At 72.6% G+C, this 16,876-nt stretch carries 12 protein-coding genes and 1 pseudogene; 6 read left to right on the top strand and 7 right to left on the bottom strand.

Translation table 11 applies throughout. The annotated features are described in order from the left end of the window. Positions 1-7 precede the first annotated feature (7 nt). The 3 genes from secA2 to ACFWYW_RS15830 form a co-directional block, all read right to left on the bottom strand. Positions 8-2,191 carry an accessory Sec system translocase SecA2 gene (secA2, locus tag ACFWYW_RS15820; RefSeq protein ID WP_379612309.1) on the bottom strand — a complete coding sequence of 728 codons (2,184 nt, stop codon included), beginning with the start codon at positions 2,189-2,191 and terminating at the stop codon, positions 8-10. Positions 2,192-2,302: 111 nt separating this feature from the next. Continuing rightward, complete coding sequence (locus ACFWYW_RS15825) at positions 2,303-3,343, bottom strand: DMT family transporter (RefSeq protein ID WP_379640993.1); 1,041 nt, start codon at positions 3,341-3,343, stop codon at positions 2,303-2,305. Between the two features lie 175 nt (positions 3,344-3,518). Then, positions 3,519-3,944 (bottom strand): cupin domain-containing protein, encoded by a 426-nt coding sequence (locus ACFWYW_RS15830; RefSeq protein WP_379612307.1) that lies wholly within the window; start codon positions 3,942-3,944, stop codon positions 3,519-3,521. Between the two features lie 113 nt (positions 3,945-4,057). Between ACFWYW_RS15830 and ACFWYW_RS15835 the strand changes: the two genes are divergently transcribed. Further along, positions 4,058-4,429, top strand: coding sequence for a VOC family protein (locus ACFWYW_RS15835; RefSeq protein WP_379612306.1), 372 nt, complete (start codon positions 4,058-4,060; stop codon positions 4,427-4,429). 79 nt (positions 4,430-4,508) lie between these two features. After that, positions 4,509-5,399, top strand: coding sequence for a DMT family transporter (locus ACFWYW_RS15840; RefSeq protein ID WP_379612305.1), 891 nt, complete (start codon positions 4,509-4,511; stop codon positions 5,397-5,399). Between the two features lie 209 nt (positions 5,400-5,608). On the opposite strand, the pseudogene ACFWYW_RS15845 reads toward ACFWYW_RS15840, so the two are convergent. Further along, positions 5,609-6,604 (bottom strand): annotated as a pseudogene (locus tag ACFWYW_RS15845) (FAD-dependent monooxygenase); the annotation flags it as partial. Here ACFWYW_RS15845 and ACFWYW_RS15850 point away from each other — a divergent pair. After that, positions 6,546-7,091, top strand: coding sequence for a TetR/AcrR family transcriptional regulator (locus tag ACFWYW_RS15850; protein ID WP_379612303.1), 546 nt, complete (start codon positions 6,546-6,548; stop codon positions 7,089-7,091). The pseudogene ACFWYW_RS15845 and the gene ACFWYW_RS15850 sit on opposite strands and share 59 nt — an antisense overlap. Positions 7,092-7,094: 3 nt before the next feature. Here the strand turns inward: ACFWYW_RS15850 and ACFWYW_RS15855 are convergent, their stop codons facing one another. Together ACFWYW_RS15855 and ACFWYW_RS15860 are read right to left on the bottom strand one after the other, a co-directional pair. Next, positions 7,095-9,461 carry a hypothetical protein gene (locus ACFWYW_RS15855; RefSeq protein ID WP_379612302.1) on the bottom strand — a complete coding sequence of 789 codons (2,367 nt, stop codon included), beginning with the start codon at positions 9,459-9,461 and terminating at the stop codon, positions 7,095-7,097. 24 nt (positions 9,462-9,485) lie between these two features. Further along, the gene (locus ACFWYW_RS15860; RefSeq protein ID WP_379612301.1) at positions 9,486-10,049 is read right to left on the bottom strand and encodes a GNAT family N-acetyltransferase; all 564 of its coding nucleotides are present in this window, start codon (positions 10,047-10,049) and stop codon (positions 9,486-9,488) included. Between the two features lie 105 nt (positions 10,050-10,154). On the opposite strand from ACFWYW_RS15860, the gene ACFWYW_RS15865 reads away from it, so the two are divergent. The 3 genes from ACFWYW_RS15865 to ACFWYW_RS15875 are packed head-to-tail and all read left to right on the top strand — an operon-like array spanning position 10,155 to position 13,545. Further along, on the top strand, positions 10,155-11,357 hold the full coding sequence (locus ACFWYW_RS15865; protein WP_379612300.1) for an acyl-CoA dehydrogenase family protein: 1,203 nt from the start codon (positions 10,155-10,157) through the stop codon (positions 11,355-11,357). Then, positions 11,348-12,499, top strand: coding sequence for an acyl-CoA dehydrogenase family protein (locus ACFWYW_RS15870; RefSeq protein WP_379612299.1), 1,152 nt, complete (start codon positions 11,348-11,350; stop codon positions 12,497-12,499). The genes ACFWYW_RS15865 and ACFWYW_RS15870 overlap by 10 nt, the downstream gene beginning before the upstream one ends. Further along, on the top strand, positions 12,496-13,545 hold the full coding sequence (locus ACFWYW_RS15875) for an acyl-CoA dehydrogenase family protein (RefSeq protein WP_379612298.1): 1,050 nt from the start codon (positions 12,496-12,498) through the stop codon (positions 13,543-13,545). Before ACFWYW_RS15870 ends, ACFWYW_RS15875 begins: the two co-directional genes overlap by 4 nt. Here ACFWYW_RS15875 and ACFWYW_RS15880 read toward each other — a convergent pair. After that, on the bottom strand, positions 13,525-16,863 hold the full coding sequence (locus ACFWYW_RS15880; RefSeq protein WP_379612297.1) for a protein kinase: 3,339 nt from the start codon (positions 16,861-16,863) through the stop codon (positions 13,525-13,527). The two genes, ACFWYW_RS15875 and ACFWYW_RS15880, sit on opposite strands and share 21 nt — an antisense overlap. Positions 16,864-16,876 lie beyond the last annotated feature (13 nt).

Here is a 16,876-nt window from a genome sequence, read left to right on the forward strand (position 1 = left end):
GCCGTGTCTAGCCGCGGCGGGCGGCGGAGGTGACGCGCTTGAGAATGCGGTCCCACTCGGTGCCGAACGGGTTGTCCTGCACCAGGTAGGTCCAGGTGGCGGAGGGGCGCTTCAGGTCGGGCTCCGGCGACTCGAACGCCTCCAGCGAGCGCCGCTCGATCTCGGCCTGCAGCGACTTGTACTCCGCGACCGCCTCGCGGTGGAACTCGTCGATCGGGCTCATCCGGCCGAGCGCCCGCAGGTGGATGCCCTCGCGCAGGTCGGTGAGGAAGGCCAGGTGCTCGGTCCAGCAGGTGTCGATCGCGTGCAGGACGATCTGGCGCGCGGTCTCCTCGCGGGTGTCCTCGGGCAGCGAGTCCCAGCGCTCGGCGTCGGCCTCGGCCAGCGCCTTGGCGGCGGAGTCGGTGTGGAGGACCTTGTCGCGCCACTCCAGGATCAGCTCGCGCTGGTGTTCAAGCAGCCGGGTGTAGCGCCAGGTGTTGCGGTGGATCTCCAGGTTGACGCCTTCGGCCACCCGCTGGGCGTGGCCGACCAGGTAGGCGCCGCGGCGGTGGCGTACCAGGCCGTCGGGGTCGGCGGCGGGCGGGCGCTCGTCCGGGACGAACTGGGTGATCAGGTCGTCCTGCATGCTGACGAAGAAGACCGAGCCGCCCGGGTCGCCCTGGCGGCCGGCCCGGCCGCGCAACTGGTCGTCCAGGCGGCTGCTGACGTGGCGGCCGGAGCCGATCAGGTACAGGCCGCCGAGCTCGGCCACGCCGTCGCCCAGGCGGATGTCGGTGCCGCGGCCGGCCATCTGGGTGGAGACCGTGATGGCGCCGCGCTCGCCGGCCCTGGCGATGATCGCCGCCTCTTCCGCGTCGTTCTTGGCGTTGAGGACGACGGGCTCCAGGTTACGGCGCTGCAGGAGCTTGGCGAGGTTCTCCGACTCGGCCACGTCAAGGGTGCCGATGAGGATCGGGCGGCCGGTGGCGTGCGCCTCCTGGATCTCCTCGACCAGCGCCGCGTCCTTGTCGGGCACGGTCGGGTAGATCCGGTCGGGCTCGTCCTCGCGGATGGCGGGGGTGTTGGGGGGGATGACGGCGACCTTCAGGCCGTAGAACTCGCCGAGCTGCTCGCTGACCGCGACCGCCGTGCCGGTCATGCCGGAAATCTTGGGATAACGCTTGATCAGGCCCTGGATGGTGAGCGAGTCGAGGATCTCGCCCTTCTCGCTGGGCGGCAGCGCCTCCTTGGCCTCCACAGCCGCCTGAAGACCGTCCGGCCAGCGCTGCAGCAGCGCCACCCGGCCGCGCGAGGGGTTGATCAGCTGGACCTTGCCGTCGCGCACGATGTAGTCGACGTCCTTGGCCAGCAGCGCGTGGGCGTGCAGGGCCAGGTTCAGCTCGATGAGCGTGCCCGGCTCGTTCTCGTCGTAGAGCTCGACGTCGAGGATGTTCTCCACGCTGTCGGCGCCCTTCGGCGTCAGGTAGACGTTGCGCGCGCCCTCGTCGATCTCGTAGTGGTAGCCGCGCACCAGCGTGCGCACGAGCGCCGCCATCTCCGGTACGGCGCTGCCCTCGTCGGCCGCCCCCGCCATCACGAGCGGCACCCGGGCCTCGTCCACGAGCACCGAGTCCGCCTCGTCGATCAGCGCCACCTCGGGCTCCGGCACCACGATCGCCGCCGCGTCGGTACGCAGCCGGTCGCGCAGCACGTCGAAGCCGATCTCGCTGACCGGGCCGTAGGTGACGTCGCGGGAGTAGGCGGCGCGGCGCTCCTCGGGAGTGGAGTTCTGCCCGATCCAGCCGACGCTGACGCCCATGGCCTCGTAGAAGGGCGCCATCCACTCGGCGTCACGCCTGGCCAGATAGTCGTTGACCGACATCACGTGCACGCGCTTGCCCTGCAGGGCGTACCCGGCCGCCGCCATCGCGCCGGACAGGGTCTTGCCCTCGCCGGTCGCCATCTCGGCGACGTGACCGTGGAGGAGCGCGAGCGTGCCGAGCAACTGCACGTCGTACGGCCGCAGGCCGAGCGTCCGGTCGGCGGCCTCGCGGGCGACGGCGCAGAACTCGGCCAGATCGTCCATGGACGGCTCGGGCAGCTCGTCGAGCTTGCCGATCCGGTCGGCGCGGGTGTTCGCCGTCTTGACGATCTTCATGTACGGGCTCAGGTTCACCCCTCCTGGACGGTCCAGGAGATTCCTGATCATTCCGGTAATCGAGGCCACGGTTCCTCCAACGCGCGCTCCCTCGGCACCGTTCCCCCTGATTCCCCCGATAAGGGGTCCGGTACGGCAGGCACCGCCGTACCGGACCCTAACTCACCTTTGCCCGTGCACGGTCAGAACCACGACAGCGGCCAGCAGCAGAACGCATCCTGACCAGGCCAGAAGCGTCAGCCTTTCGCCGAACAGCACCACTCCTATCATCGCCGCTCCGACGGCCTCGCCGAGCGAGATGACCGAGACGGTCGCGGCCGGGAGCGCGGTGAGGGAGCGGAAGAACAGCGCGTAGGCCAGGGCCGTCGGGACCGCGCCCAGGAACAGCAGGGTGGCGGCCGAGGCCGGCGTGAACTCCGGCAGGATGCCCCCCGCCAGCGCGAACGGCGCCAGGCACACGGCGCCCACCACGAACCCGCCCACGGCGGTGGTCTCCGGGTCGCCGTTGTGGCGGCGGGAGTAGAGGGTGACGGCGGCGTAGCCGAGCGCGGACAGCAGCGACCACGCCACGCCCGCCGCGGCCCCTTCCGCCGGGCCGCCGCCCGTGAGCAGGGTCAGGCCCGCGAGCGCGGCGGCCAGCGCGATGAGGCCGACGCGGCTGAGGCGCTCGTTCAGCAGGAACCTTCCGCCCAGGGCGGTGAGGACGGGAGTGGCGCCCATCGTGACGACGGTGGCCAGGGCGATGCCGGACTCGGCGATGGCCGCGAAGTAGGCCGCCTGGTACACGGCCATCCCCACCCCGACCACGCAGATCCGCCACACCTTCGCCGGCCTCTTGGCCATCGCCCGGTAACCCGCCGAACCCGCGGCGCCGGTCCGCCCGTTGCCCGCCGTAACAGTGCGCCGGTTTCCGCCGTCGTCCCTTCTCGCCGATGCGGCGCCGAAAAGCGTGCGGCTTCGGGTTTGTCCGGTGTGCCCTGTGGTGCCGAAGAGTCTGGGGAGGCGGGAGTGGCCGTGGTGGGACGGCGTGGGGCGGAGGAGGAGGGGGAGGAGGAAGGCGGCGCCCAGGAGGTGGCGCCAGAACGAGACGGAGACCGGGTCCAAGGTGGTGAACAGGAGCGAGCCGGCGGCGCCGCCGGTGCCCCAGGCGGCTGCGGCGACGGCGGCGTACACCACGCCGCGGCGCGCGGAAATCGGGGTCATGACTGATCTTTCCGGATGAGGTGGATGAGGCCCGCGCGCGGGCAGCGCTCACCACCGGGGCCCAGCCTTGGGGTATCCGGGGAAGGAGGTCAGCCGCCCGCTAGAGGGCGGGCGGCGGGGAGCAGATCAGTCGTCCGTGCATGTCGCCCACCCTAATGGGCCAGGTCCCGGTACTTCATCTGGAATTCGCCCACGCGTCCGTGATCAGGCGGAAGTCGTCCAGGGAGGCCGGACGGCCGTCGATCTGGGTGCCGACCACGTGCTCGCGGAAGAGGGCGTGCAGCCGTACCACCGCGCCGGAGGCGTTGCGGAAGCCGTGCGGCGTCCCCGGCGGGACGAAGATGACGGTGCCGGGCCCCACGAGGCGGGTCTCGTCGCCGAGGAAGGCCTCGGCCTCGCCCTCGTCGATGATGAGCACCTCCTCCCCGGTGTGCCGGTGCAGGGGGATGCCCTCGCCGTCGGCCAGGTGCTCGAAGTTGAGCACGATGTCCTTGACGTAGTCGCCGTCGGCGCGGACCGGGTCCATGACGGGCCAGGTGAGGGAACGCGGCTTGGCGGGGTCGGGGAAGGGCCGGTAGTCGGGCCTGTCGATGATCGTCATGCCTCCGATCGTGGACCCACCCGAAATTTCGCGGAAGACCGCACTTTTTCCTGCTCAAGGCACTTCCACATACCTGACAGAAGATGGCAGGTACGGCGGGCAGAGTAGCCCCCATGACAACCAAGGCCAAACTTCTCGCGTTCACCCTCGACTGCGCCGAGCCCAAGCGGCTCGCCGAGTTCTACCATCAGATCACCGGCTACGAGATCCAGTACTCAGAAGACGAGTACGCCGCCGTCGGCGACGGTACGGTGTCCATCTACTTCGGCCGCGTGCCGGATCGCAAGCCGGTCACCTGGCCGAGTCCCGACAAGCAGTTCCACTTCGACTTCCGGGTTCCGGACGTGGAGAAGGCGGTCGCCGAGTACGTGGAGCTCGGAGCCACGAAGCCCGAGTTTCAACCGGGTGTGACCGAGGAAGGCACCCAATGGGTGGTGCTCCAGGATCCCGAAGGACATCTCTTCTGTGTATGCCCTTCCTCCTAAAGGCTGATCCGGGAGCGGACACCGAGCCATAAGCTGGGTCAATGCTCTTGAAAGGTTCCTTGCCCCTCTGCGGGCGCCCATGACGTGGGTCGGTCTGGCGATTGCTCTGGCAGGGGCACTGGGATACGCGCTCGGCGCGGCGCTGCAACAGTACGAGGCGGTCGCTCAGGGGGCGACGCTCAAGCTCGTCAAACGCCCGCGCTGGTGGATCGGGGGCGTCATCGGGTTCACCGGCGCCAGCCTGCACGCGGTGGCGCTGAGCTTCGCGCCGCTCGTCGTGGTGCAGCCGATCAGCGTGGCCACGCTGGTGTTCGCGGTGCCGCTGGCGGCGTTCATGTATGGGCGCAAGCCGTACAAGGCGGAGATCTTTGGTTCTGTCGCGGTCGCGGTGGGGTTGCTGTGGCTGATGCTGCTTGTTCCGCAGCAGCACGTGACGCCGCGGCTGGGGACGCCGGCGGCGCTCGCGTTCCTGGCGGTGATCGGCGTCGTCGTGCTGATCACGCAGGTGGCGGCGCGGCGGGTCGAGGGGGCGAACAAGGCGCTGCTGCTCTCGGTGGGGGCGGGCGCGGTCACGGCCAGTGTGTCCACGTTCGTACGCGTGGTCGGGGGCGGGCTTGAGGGCGATCTGAGCAGGCTGCTGCACTGGTTCACGCTGGCGGTGCCGGTCCTGCTGATCTGCGCGGTGGTGCTGCTGCAGAAGTCCTACGCGGTGGGATATTTCGGTATCGCCTACGCCGGGGTGCAGGTGATCGACCCGATCACCTCGGTACTGGCCGGCGCGATCCTGCTCGGTGAGCCGCTGCCGACCAGCCCGTCGACCGCCGTGCCCGCGATCATCGCCGCGGCGCTGACCGTCGGCGGCACGATCACGCTCGGCCGGTTGACGCCCGACCACTCGAAGGACCGGCCGGCGAAGGTGGCCGCCAGCCCAGAACCGAGTCCATTGCCCGCAACATCAGATCTGAGCTGAACCGGCCCGCCGCCCTCATGCCGAGATCCCGCAGCCCGATCGCCACCGGGTTGCGGATCTTCGTCACCCTGCAGATCGCCATGGACCTGCGGACGATCTCCGCCGTACGGCCCAGCCGCGCCTCGGTGTAACCGGCCAGGTCCCCCGCCCGCGTGGTGCGCGAGCACGACCGCGTCCTCGATCGCCTGGCAGGCGCCCTGCCCGAGGTTGGGCGTCATCGGGTGGGCCGCGTCGCCGAGCAGCGCCACCCGGCCCTGGTGCAGGCGAGGCAGCGGGGCCCGCATGGAGTACACGTCGTTGCGCAGGATCGCGCCCGGATCCACCGCCTCCAGCATCGCGGGGATCGGCTGGTGCCAGCTCCCGAAGCGCCGCAGCAGCTCGGCGCGCTCGTCGTCGGACCGCCCGCCAGGGGCGGCGAGGTCGGTGGCGTAGAAGTACACGATGTCGCCGGCGAGCTGATGAGTCCCGAACACCAGGCCGGAGCCCCAGCTCTCCGCGCTGTGGACGGTCGCGCCCTCGGGCCGCCGCAGCAGCCCGCGCCAGGCGGTGACCCCCGAGTAGACGGGCTCCGGGTGTCCGGGGAAGAGCCGCCGCCTGGTCCCGGAGCGGATGCCGTCGGCCGCGACGACCAGGTCGGCCCGGAACGTCTCCCGCCCGGTCTCAACGGCGCCGCCCTCGGGGTCCAGATCGGTGACCTCGGTGTTCAGGCGGATGTTCGCCCGGCCGAGTCCGTCGGCCAGCAGGTCCACGAGCACGCGCCGCAGCATGAGCACGACGCCGTCGCCGTAGCGGACCCGCGCGCTTTCCTGCGAGGTCTGTGACAGCCAGCGCCCGTCCGGCTTGCGCACCCCGGCGGCGCCCTGCACACGGGCCAGTTCGCGTACCGGGTCCCCGAGCCCGACGGTGTCCAGGGCGTGCAGCCCGTTCGGGGAGACGGCCAGTCCCGATCCCACGTTCTCCAGCGCGGGGGCCCGTTCCAGAACCGTCACGTCCCAGCCCTTGAGCCGGAGCGCCAGCCCCGCGGTCAGCCCGCCCACGCCGCCGCCGATCACCACTGCCGTCGCCATCGCCCACTCCCTCACTACGCCTGTAGTTCGCGACGGTACTACAGGCGTAGTTTCGACTACAAGTGTAGTATCCGGTGCCGTGAACCGTTCCGAGCTCATCGCGGACACCGCGATCGCATTGCTGTCCGAGCGGGGCATGCGCGGCCTGACCCACCGCGCCGTGGACGAGGCCGCGGGGCTCCCGCCGGGCTCCACCTCCAACCTGGCCCGCACCCGCGCCGCCCTCCTGGAGCTCACGCTGAACCGCCTCACCGTCCTGGAGCGCAGAACGTTCGAAGCGGTGATGGAGCCCGGCACCGACCCGATCGACCTGCTCGCCACCGCCCTCCACAAGCAGCTCCAGGACAGCCGCCGCACGCTGGCCCGTTACGAGCTCGCCCTGGAGGCCACCCGCCGCCCGGAACTGCGCACGATCTACGACGCGGCCGGCAGCCAGTTCCGCGCGCCCGCCACCGCCATCGCCGCCGCCCTGGGCTCGCCCGATCCGGTACGGCACGGCCGCCAGCTCATCGCCTACGCCGAGGGCCTGGTGTTCGACGCGCTGGCCGGGGCTGGCGAGATCCCTTGCTACGAGGACCTGCGCAAAGGCCTCGAAGAGGTCGTGCGCGGCATGACCGGGCGGTGATCCTCAACGCGGGCCGGTGCGCGGCGGCCGGCACAGGCCGCGGAAGGGCAGTTCGGGCAGGTGCTGGGCCCACTCCTCCCGGCTGAGCCCGCCCGAGTCGGCGCAGATCGCCTCGGCCGACCTGGCCGCGGCCACCGGGGCGGCCCGGCGCCCGCCGTCGGCGGCGATCGACAGCACCGTCCCGCGCCCGGCCAGCACCCAGATGCCCGCGCTCGACTGATCGAAGACCGCCTGCACCGGCCGGTCCCCACCGGCCAGCGGCACCTGCCGGTCCACCGTGAGCGTGCCGCTCGCCACCCGCCAGACCCGCACCCGGTCGCTGTCGGTCCCGGCCAGGTACTTGCCGTCGGGGCTGAAGCGCAGCGTGCCCGACGCGGGCTGCAGCGGCGTCGACAGCGTCGGCACCCCGGTCAGGTCGTAGAGCTGCACCCCGTCCTCGCCGGCGATGGCCACCCGCGAGCCGTCGGGGCCGAAGGCGGTGTAGTCGGGCGGCATCCGCTCCAGCCACGGCGCGGGGGTGACCCGGCCCGTGTGCAGGTCGTCGATCACCGAGCGGCGGCCGTCGAACTCCAGCACCCGCCGGTCGTCCGGCCCCACCACCACGAACCGGCCGGCGAACGCCTCCTCGTCCAGGCCGAGGTTCCAGGCCCACCGCTCGCCGTACTCGCTGCCCTCGGCGAACAGGAAGGCACCTCCCGGGCTGAACCACGCCGCGTGCCGGCCCGGCTGGCTGAGCCCCCGGGCGAACCTCACCTTGACCCCACCTTGCAACGTCGTGTCCCAGAAGTAAGTGCGTTCGATGCCGACGAGCGCGAGGTCACGTTCCAGCGACGACCAGGCGATGGCCCGGATCTTCTCCGGCGGGCCGGGCGTGGTGGCGAGCTGCTCACCGGTGAGGGTGTCGAAGATCCGCAGCACGCCGTCGGTCAGGGCGGCCAGCTTCCTGCCGTCGGCGCTCAGCGTGTGCAGCGACCGCTCGGTCGCCGTCGGGTCGGTGAAGGAACCGCTCACCGGGTCGGTGTCGGACTTGGCGAGCTGCCGCTCCGCCTCCGGCACCGGCGCCAGGGCCCAGGAGGTGAAGCTCAGCTTGCGGGCCAGCACCGGGTCGCTCGGCCTGATCGTCTCCGCCCTGGTGGCCGCGACCCTGGCCATCGCCTCGTCGACCTGGCCCTGGGCGGTGCCGTACTGCCAGATCGCGACCGCGAGCACCGCGACCGCCACCGACGCCGCCACGATCCAGCGGCGCCGGCCCCTGCGCCGTCCCGACGTCAGCCCCGCGTCGAGGAAGGCCTGCTCGTCGCCGCCCAGCGTGACGTGCCGCCGCCCGGTGGCCGCCCAGGCCAGCGCCCGGTCGAGCGTGCCGTCGTGGAACAGGTCGGCCTCGCGCCGTCCGCCGCTCTCCCACCGCCGCGCCGCCCGAGCCAGCTCCCGGTGTACGGCCAGCCCGTCGCGCTCGGCGTCGAGCCATTCGTGCAGCCTCGGCCACGCCCGCAGGAGCGCCCCGCAGCCCATGGTCACGCTCTCGTCGTCGCGGGCCAGGAGCCCGGCCTCGCCGTACACCTCAAGCACGCGCTCGATCGCGGCGGCCTGCTCCGGCGTGCGCCCGGCCACGAGCTCGGCCCGCCGGACGGTCACGCGGGTGTCGTCGCCGCGCTCGTCCATGCCCACCAGGCGCAGCAGCACCTCGGGGACGAGTTCCTGCTCGGCCCGGCTGAGCGCGGCGTAGAGCCGCTCGGCGCGGGTTCCGAGCGGCAGGTCGTGCACCGGCTCGGGCGGGAGTAATCGGCCCTGCTGCGACTGCGGCTGGTCCAGCAGCGACATGAGCAGTTGCCTGGCGCCGGGGCGGCGTTCGGGGTCGGCATGGAGGGCGGCGGTGACCAGGTCGGCCAGCGCGAGGTCCAGCTCGGCCAGGCCGCCCGCGGCGAAGGCGAGCAGCCGGCCCCAGGCGCGTACGTCGTCGGCGGGCCCGCACGCGTCTCCGGTGCCGAGGCCGACCAGGCGGGGGCCCGCGTCGGTGAGCAGGACGGCGCCCGGGTCGAGCGCGCCGTGGACGGCGCCGGCCTCGTGGATGGCGGCCAGTGCGGTGGCCGTGGCGGCGGCCAGGCGGTAGAGGTCGTCGGCGGAGTAGGGGCCCCGGGTCTCGACGGCCTGGCGCAGGCTGTGTCCCTCGACGTACTCGCTGATCAGGTAGGTGGCGGCGACCTCGACGACGGCGGCGACGTGCAGGCTCTTCACGCGTCGCAGCGGCTCGGTGTCCTCCGGCGGGACGCACTGGGTCAGGGCACGGCGCAGCCCCGACTCGTCGTAGGCCTCAACGGTGCGCCCACCGAGCCGGATGCCCAGCCAGTAGTCCCCCAGCCGATCATCCATCAGGGATTAGACGCCGCCTTTCGGCTAACGGTTCAGGCGAGCCCGGTGCTCGGGCCACTCCTCTTCGAGGATGCCGAAATAGGCGGAATCGCGCCAGGTGCCGTCGGGGCGTCTGCGGTGCCGGCGCAGGGTTCCCTCGTGGACGCCGCCGATGCGGGCGACCGCCGCCTTTGAGCGTTCGTTGAGGTCGTCGGTCTTGAACATCACCCGGTTGTAGCCGAGGGAGAAGGCGTGGTCGATCAGGAGGATCTTGCAGTTGGTGTTGACCCCGGTACGCCAGGCGGCGCGGCCGTACCAGGTCCAGCCGATCTCGATGCTCTCGTCGAACCCGGGCACGTCCGCGTAGGTCGTCTGGCCGATGGCGCGGCCCCGGTGAATCACGGCGAACGAGACGTGGTTGGCGGTGACGCCCTTGACGATCCGGGCCAGCTCCTCCTTGGTGCGCGGGGTGGGCGCGGGCATCCAGCGCCAGACCTCGTCGTCGTCGCCTCCGGCGGCGAACAGGTCGGGGACGTGGTCGAGGGTGAGCGGTTCGAGCCGGACGACGTCGTTCTCGAGCACGGTGGGAGCGGGCATGCGCGCGGTCATGCGGCTCAGCTTAGAGGGCGGGTTGACCTGGGTTTATGGCCACCTGCGGGGAAATGTGGGAGACCACTGTGGACGGTCATACCGACCGGTCGGTAAGGTCGCGCTATGGACTTCGCCTTCGACAGCGTCACCGAGGACCTGCGCGAGCGCCTGCTCCGCTTCATGGACGAATGTGTCTATCCGGCCGAGGCAGCCTTCGAGGAACAGGCCGCGGAGAGCGGCTGGAGCGCGCCCCCGCTCCTGGCCGACCTCAAGGACGAGGCCAGGAAACGCGGGTTGTGGAACCTGTTCCTGCCCGGGGACCACGGCGCGGGGCTGACGAACCTCCAGTACGCCCCGCTGGCGGAGATCATGGGCAGGTCACCGGCCATCGCGCCGGTGGCCACCAACTGCGCCGCGCCCGACACGGGCAACATGGAGGTCCTCTCCATGTTCGGCAGCGAGTGGCAGCGCAAGGAGTGGCTGCGGCCCCTGCTGGACGGCGAGATCCGCTCCGCGTTCGCGATGACCGAGCCCGACGTGGCCTCCTCCGACGCCACCAACATCGCGACCTCGATCACCCGCGACGGCGGCGAGTACGTCATCAACGGCCGCAAGTGGTTCATCTCCGGCGCCATGAACCCCAACTGCAAGATCTTCATCGTCATGGGCAAGACGGACCCCGAGGCGCCCTCACACCGCCAGCAGAGCATGATCCTGGTCCCGCGCGACACCCCCGGCCTGCACATCAAGCGCGGCATGCACGTCTTCGGCTACACCGACGCCGACCACGGCGGCCACGCCGAGATGGTCTTCGAGGACGTCAGGGTGCCCGCCGAGAACCTCGTCGGCGAGGAGGGCGGCGGCTTCGCGGTCGCCCAGGCCCGCCTCGGCCCCGGCCGCATCCACCACTGCATGCGCCTGATCGGCATGGCCGAGCGGGCCGTGGAGATGATGTGCAAGCGGGCGCTGGCCCGCACCACCTTCGGCAAGCCCGTCGCCCAGCAGGGTGTGGTCCAGGACTGGATCGCCGAGTCCCGCATCAAGATCGAGCAGCTGCGGCTGCTGGTGCTGAAGACCGCCTGGCTCATGGACACCGTCGGCAACCGCGGCGCCCACACCGAGATCCAGGCCATCAAGATCTCCACGCCGATCACCGTGGAGTGGATCCTCGACAAGGCCATCCAGGTCCACGGCGCGGGCGGCGTCTCCCAGGACTTCCCGCTGGCCGGCCTGTGGGCGGGCGCCCGCTCGCTCAGGTTCGCCGACGGGCCGGACGAGGTGCACAAACGTTCTCTTGCCTACCGGGAGCTGAAGAAGTGGATGTAAGGGACAGGATCGCCGGCCTGCTCGCCTCGGCCGACCCCGCCGACCAGGTGGGCTTCCTGCGGGCCCGTTTCGACGCCGGGCTGGCGTGGGTGCACTTCCCCGAAGGGCTCGGCGGCCTCGGCGCGCCCCGCGACCTGCAGCAGGTCGTGGAGAAGGAGCTCGCCCACACCCCGCAGCCCAACCTCGGCCTGCAGGCCATCGGCCTCGGCATGGCCGCGCCGACGATCCTCGCCTTCGGCACCCGGGAGCAGAAGGAACGGTTCCTGCGCCCCCTCTACACCGGCGAGGAGATCTGGTGCCAGCTCTTCTCCGAGCCCGGCGCCGGATCCGACCTGGCCACCCTCGCCACCCGCGCGGTACGCGACGGCGACGAATGGGTCGTCGACGGCCAGAAGGTATGGACCTCGGGAGCCCACCACGCCCGCTGGGCCATCCTCGTCACCCGCACCGACCCGGACGTGCCCAAGCACCGCGGCATGACCTACTTCGTCTGCGACATGAGCGCCCCCGGCGTCGAGGTACGCCCGCTGCGCCAGATCACCGGCGAGGCCGAGTTCAACGAGGTCTTCCTCACCGGCGTGCGCCTGTCCGACGACCTGCGGCTCGGCGAGGTCGGCGACGGCTGGCGGGTCGCCCAGACCACGCTCATGAACGAGCGCGTCGCCATCGGCGGCACCCCGGGCCGCCGGGGCGGCGGCATGATCGGCGTCGTCTCCGACACCTGGCGCTCCAACCCCGGCCTGCGCACCCCCGAACTCCACCAGCGCCTGCTCCAGCTCTGGGTCGAGTCCGAGGTGACCCGCCTGTCCGCGGTACGGCTGCGCGAACAACTGGCCGCCGGCCAGCCCGGCCCCGAAGGCTCCGGCATGAAGCTCTCCTTCGCCAAGCTCAACCAGGAGCTCACCGGCCTGGACCTGGAGCTGCGCCGCGACCTCGGCTACGACGACTGGTCGTTCCGCCGCTCCGAGGACGTCGACATGCTCGGCCGCGGCCCCGGCTACCGCTACCTGCGCGCCAAGGGCAACTCCATCGAGGGCGGCACCTCGGAGATCCTGCGCAACATCGTCTCCGAACGCGTGCTCGGCCTGCCCTCGGAACCCCGCATCGACAAGGACGTGCCCTGGAAGGACCTGCCGCGGTGACCACTCTGCTGTACACGGAGGTCGAGGAGGAGCTGCGGGCCGCCGTCCGCGCGCTGCTGACCGACCGCTGCCCGCCCTCGGCGGTGCTGAAGCGCGTGGAGTCCCCCGCGCCCTACGACCTCGACCTGTGGAAGACGCTCTCCCGCGAGATCGGCGTCGCGAGCCTGCTCGTCCCCGAGTCCTACGGCGGCGCCGGCGCCTCGGCCACCGAGGTGGCCGTCGTCCTGGAGGAACTGGGCAGGGCGGTGGCGCCGGTGCCGTTCTTCACCAGTTCGGTCCTGGCCACCAAGGCCGCGCTGGACACGGGGGCCGCCGGCCTGCTCGGCGAGCTGGCCTCCGGCGACACGACCGCCGCGCTCGCCGTCCCCTTCACCGCGACCCCCTACCGCCGGGCCGCCGCCACCGTGGAGGTGTCCGGCGCGACCCTCACCGGCACGGTCGCGGACGTGGCGGGCGCCGAGGCGGCCGACGTGCTGCTGGTACCGGCCGGTGACGCGCTCTACCTGGTCGAGGCCGGGCACGCGGAAGTCACCACGCGCCCCTCGCTCGACCTGACCAGGCCCGTCGCCACCGTCACCTTCTCCGGGGCCGCCGCCGCGCGCCTCGGGGCCTGCGACGTGGCCGAGGTCCTGCGGTTCGGGGCCGGGCTGCTGGCCTCGGAACAGCTCGGCGTGGCCGAGTGGTGCCTGGAGACCACGCTGGCCTACGTCCGCGAACGCCACCAGTTCGCCCGGCCGATCGGCTCCTTCCAGGCGATCAAGCATCGGCTGGCCGACCTCTGGCTGGACGTGGTCCGTGCCAGGGCCGCCGCGCGCAACGCCGCCGCCGACGGCTCCGGCCTGGCGGTCGCGGTGGCCCAGGCGTGGAACGCGGGCGTGGCCGTACATGTGGCGGAGGAGGCGGTGCAGTTGCACGGCGGGATCGGGATGACCTGGGAGCATCCCCTCCACCTCTACCTGAAGCGCGCGAAGGCCGCCGAGATCGCGCTCGGCACGCCCGGCGACCATCGCGCGGCGCTGGCGGAGCTAGCAGATCTTCCTGGGTGACAGGCCCGGCAGATACCGCGCCCAGGCGGCCGGCGACAGCTCGCCGTCCTGGGCGCAGATGCCGCGCAGCGCCCGTTCCGGGTCCACGGCGATCGTTCGCCGCTGCCCGTCGGCGCCGACCGCCAGGACGTCGGCGCCCTGGGCCAGGACGGGCTCGGCGACCTCCACCGGCTGGCCGAGCCTGGCGCCGGTCCGTACGTCCCAGAGCGTCAGCCCCTCCTGCCCGGCGGCGGCCAGCACGGCGCCGTCCCGCGAGAACATCAGCGCCCGCACCCGCTTCCCGGTCGCCAGCGGCGGGCCGAGCGGGGCGCGCAGGCCGGTGTCCCAGAGCGTGACGTGGCCGAGCGTGTTGCCGGTCGCCGCCATCCTGCCGTCGGCGCTGAAGGCGACCACCCCGGCGGCCTTGCCGTTGGCGTTGGGCACCGACGGCGCGGCGGTCAGCGGGTCCACGGTGTAGACGCGCTCGTCGTCGTACGCGACCAGCAGCAGCCCGTCGGGCCGCCAGGCCAGTCCGGGCCCGCTCACCCCCGCCACGCGGTGTACCTGCCCGGCGGCGTGCAGTTCGACCCAGTCCTTCGAGGCCACGGCCAGCGTCCTGCCGTCGGGGGAGAAGGCCAGACCGGCGACCGGGGAGGAGCTCAGCGTGCTGGTCCTGCTGCTCTCGGCCAGGTCCCAGATGTCCACGGACGGCTGGCCCGGGGTGGCCACGGCCAGGCGCCCGCCGTCCCAGCTGAAGGTCATCAGGGTGGCGGTGCTCGGCAGGGTGGTGGTGAGCCTGCCCGAGTCCCAGAGCGTGATCGTGGTTCCGTCGGCCACGGCCAGGATCCGGCCGTCCCTGCTCAGGGTGCGCGTGCCGGGGCCGAAGGGCGGCTGCGCGGTGGCCGGGACCGTGTAGGTCCGCACCCGGCCGCCCGCGCCGGCGTACCGCACCCCGGACGGCCCGACCACCGGTGCCCGGTCCGTGGCCTCGCGTCCCTGCGGCGAGTCGCGGAGGTGCAGCATGCGCTGCCAGGTTCCGGTCCGCCAGACGGTGACACCCTCCTGGCCGCCCTGGGCGAGCAGGCGGCCGTCGGGGGAGTAGGACAGGGACGAGGCGGCGGGACCGGTGCTCGCCAGCGTCCGGCCGCTGGCCAGGTCGTGGACGCGGGTGCCCGAGGGTCCCGACAGGACGACCGTGGCGCCGTCGGGGCCGAGCGCCCCGGTCGTGACGGCGTCCCGGAGCGCGGCCAGCCATGGCAGGTCGAGTTTGCCGCCGCCCTCCCAGATCTCCGGCGGCCTGGGCGCGACCACGTCACTGGCGACCGAGGTGGCCAGCACCCGCCGCCCGTCCGTGCTCAGCTTGCTCATCGGCCGCGCCGTCACCTGCCCGCCGTCCGTCCGCCACAACACCCCCAAGCCCGACTTGTCGGTCGTGGACAGCGTCTCGCCCTGATACGACAGCGCCAGCGCCGCCTTCACCGGCAACGAGCGCAGCAGGATGCCGGAACGTGTGTCGAACACCCGCACGTCACCCGTCGTCGCGACGGCCAGCGTGGTGCCCGCCGGGTTCAGCGCCGCCAGCCGCGCCGAACGCCCCGCGCCCCTGATCTCCATCAGCAACGTCTTGGCCACCGGGTCCCACACCCGCGCCGTGCCCCCGCGCACCGCCACGAGCCAGCGCCCCGCCTGGTCGAAGGTATACACGGAGTCGGCACCGGCGTCCGGGTCGGCGAACACGTCACGCACGGGGTCCGTCGCCGCCGCCATCAGCGCCGAGCGCGCCTCCGGCACGGGCGCCAGCCGCCACGCCGCCGCGCTCAACTGCCGCGCCGTGATCGGGTCGGTGGTCCGCAGCGTCCCCGCCGTCCCGGCCAGTGCCTTGGCCGTCGTCTCGGAGAGCGCCCGCGTCGCCGTACCGGCCTGCCAGAAGGCCACGCCCGCTACGGCCAGCGCCCCCGCGAGCAGGACCGCGAGCACGCCCGCCGCCACCCCCCGCCGCCGCGCCCTGACCCCGGCCAGCCGCGTCCCGGCCGCGACGAACTCCTGTTCGGTACGGCTCAGCGCCACCATCCGCCGCCCACCGGCGGCCCAGCCCAGGACGGTGTTCAGCCGCTCACCCTGCGGCAGATCCGCCGCCCGCCGTCCCTTCCGCTGCCAGGCCTCGGCCGCCTCGGCCAGCGACCGCCGGACGACCAGCTCACCCCGCTCACCCTCCAGCCACTCACGCAGCCGCGGCCAGGCCCGCAACAACGCCGAGTGCGCCAGCACCACACCCCCGCCATCCCCTCCCGGCACCCCCGGCTGGCCCGCGCCGTTCGGCCCTTCCGGCCCTCTCGGCTTGCTCGCGTCATCCGGCCGTTCCGCGGCACTCGGCCCTCCCTCGCCGCTCGGCTCCCCTTTGCCGGGCTTTCCACTTCGGCTGCCAGGGGTCGGCGGCCGGGTGTGGAGGAGACCGGCGTCGGTGTACCTCTGGATGACCAGGGCGGCGGCGGGCCGGTCGAGGGGGCTGGTGTCGGAGCCGTCGGGGGTCCGGCCGGTCAGGTGGAGGAAGACCGCGGGAGCGGCGTCCTGTTCCGCCCGGCTCAGGCCGGCGTACACCTGCTCCGCCAGCTCTCCCAGCGACGGCTCCGGCGCGTCGGTGCGCAGGCCGCGGGCGGTCCCGGCGCCCTCGGCCAGCGGGTCGCCCGAGCTGTCCAGCAGCTTCAGCAGCAGGTCGCGGGCGGACGGCCGCCGGTCGGGGTTCTCGTCGAGCGCCTGGGCCACCAGGTCACGCAGCGGCGGCTCCAGCGCCGCCCCGGAGCCGGTCTCCTCACCGGTGGCGGCGAACAGCGTCAGGCGCCCCCACGCGTACACGTCGGCCTCGGGCGTCTGGTCCGCCGTCTCGGAGGGACTGCCGGTGGAAGGGGGCAGGCCGAAGTCGATCACCTTGGGGCCGTCGGGGCCGAGCAGGACGTTGTCCGGCGTGAGATCCCGGTGCGCCACCCCGGCCTCGTGGATCGCGGTGAGCGCGGTGGCCGCGCCGGTGGCCAGGCGATGCAGGTCCGCGCCCTGGTACGGGCCGGACTCGCCGACCTTCACCCGCAGGCTCGGCCCGGCCACGAACTCGCTCACCACGTACGGCGTGCCCCCGTCCACCCCGGCGTCCAGCACCCGGGACACGCAGAAGGGCCGGACCCGCCGGGCCGCCTCGACCTCACGCTGGTCCGGCGCGGTGCGCAGTGCCTTGAGCGCGTACCGCTCGCCGTCGTCGTCGTAGGCCTCGTAGACCACACCCTGGCCGCCGCTGCCCAGGCGTCCGGCTATCCAGTAGCCGCCGAGGTGTTCTGGATCCGTCTTCACAAAGACTTAGATG

The organism is Nonomuraea sp. NPDC059023, assembly GCF_042740095.1.
In the GTDB taxonomy this organism is placed as follows: domain Bacteria; phylum Actinomycetota; class Actinomycetes; order Streptosporangiales; family Streptosporangiaceae; genus Nonomuraea.

Bases quoted from the DNA above. Each gene is read 5' to 3' on its own strand.
- secA2 (WP_379612309.1), bottom strand. From the start codon at position 2,191: ATGATCAGGAATCTCCTGGACCGTCCAGGAGGGGTGAACCTGAGCCCG.
- ACFWYW_RS15825 (WP_379640993.1), bottom strand. From the start codon at position 3,343: ATGACCCCGATTTCCGCGCGCCGCGGCGTGGTGTACGCCGCCGTCGCC.
- ACFWYW_RS15830 (WP_379612307.1), bottom strand. From the start codon at position 3,944: ATGACGATCATCGACAGGCCCGACTACCGGCCCTTCCCCGACCCCGCC.
- ACFWYW_RS15835 (WP_379612306.1), top strand. From the start codon at position 4,058: ATGACAACCAAGGCCAAACTTCTCGCGTTCACCCTCGACTGCGCCGAG.
- ACFWYW_RS15840 (WP_379612305.1), top strand. From the start codon at position 4,509: ATGACGTGGGTCGGTCTGGCGATTGCTCTGGCAGGGGCACTGGGATAC.
- ACFWYW_RS15855 (WP_379612302.1), bottom strand. From the start codon at position 9,461: ATGGATGATCGGCTGGGGGACTACTGGCTGGGCATCCGGCTCGGTGGG.
- ACFWYW_RS15860 (WP_379612301.1), bottom strand. From the start codon at position 10,049: ATGACCGCGCGCATGCCCGCTCCCACCGTGCTCGAGAACGACGTCGTC.
- ACFWYW_RS15865 (WP_379612300.1), top strand. From the start codon at position 10,155: ATGGACTTCGCCTTCGACAGCGTCACCGAGGACCTGCGCGAGCGCCTG.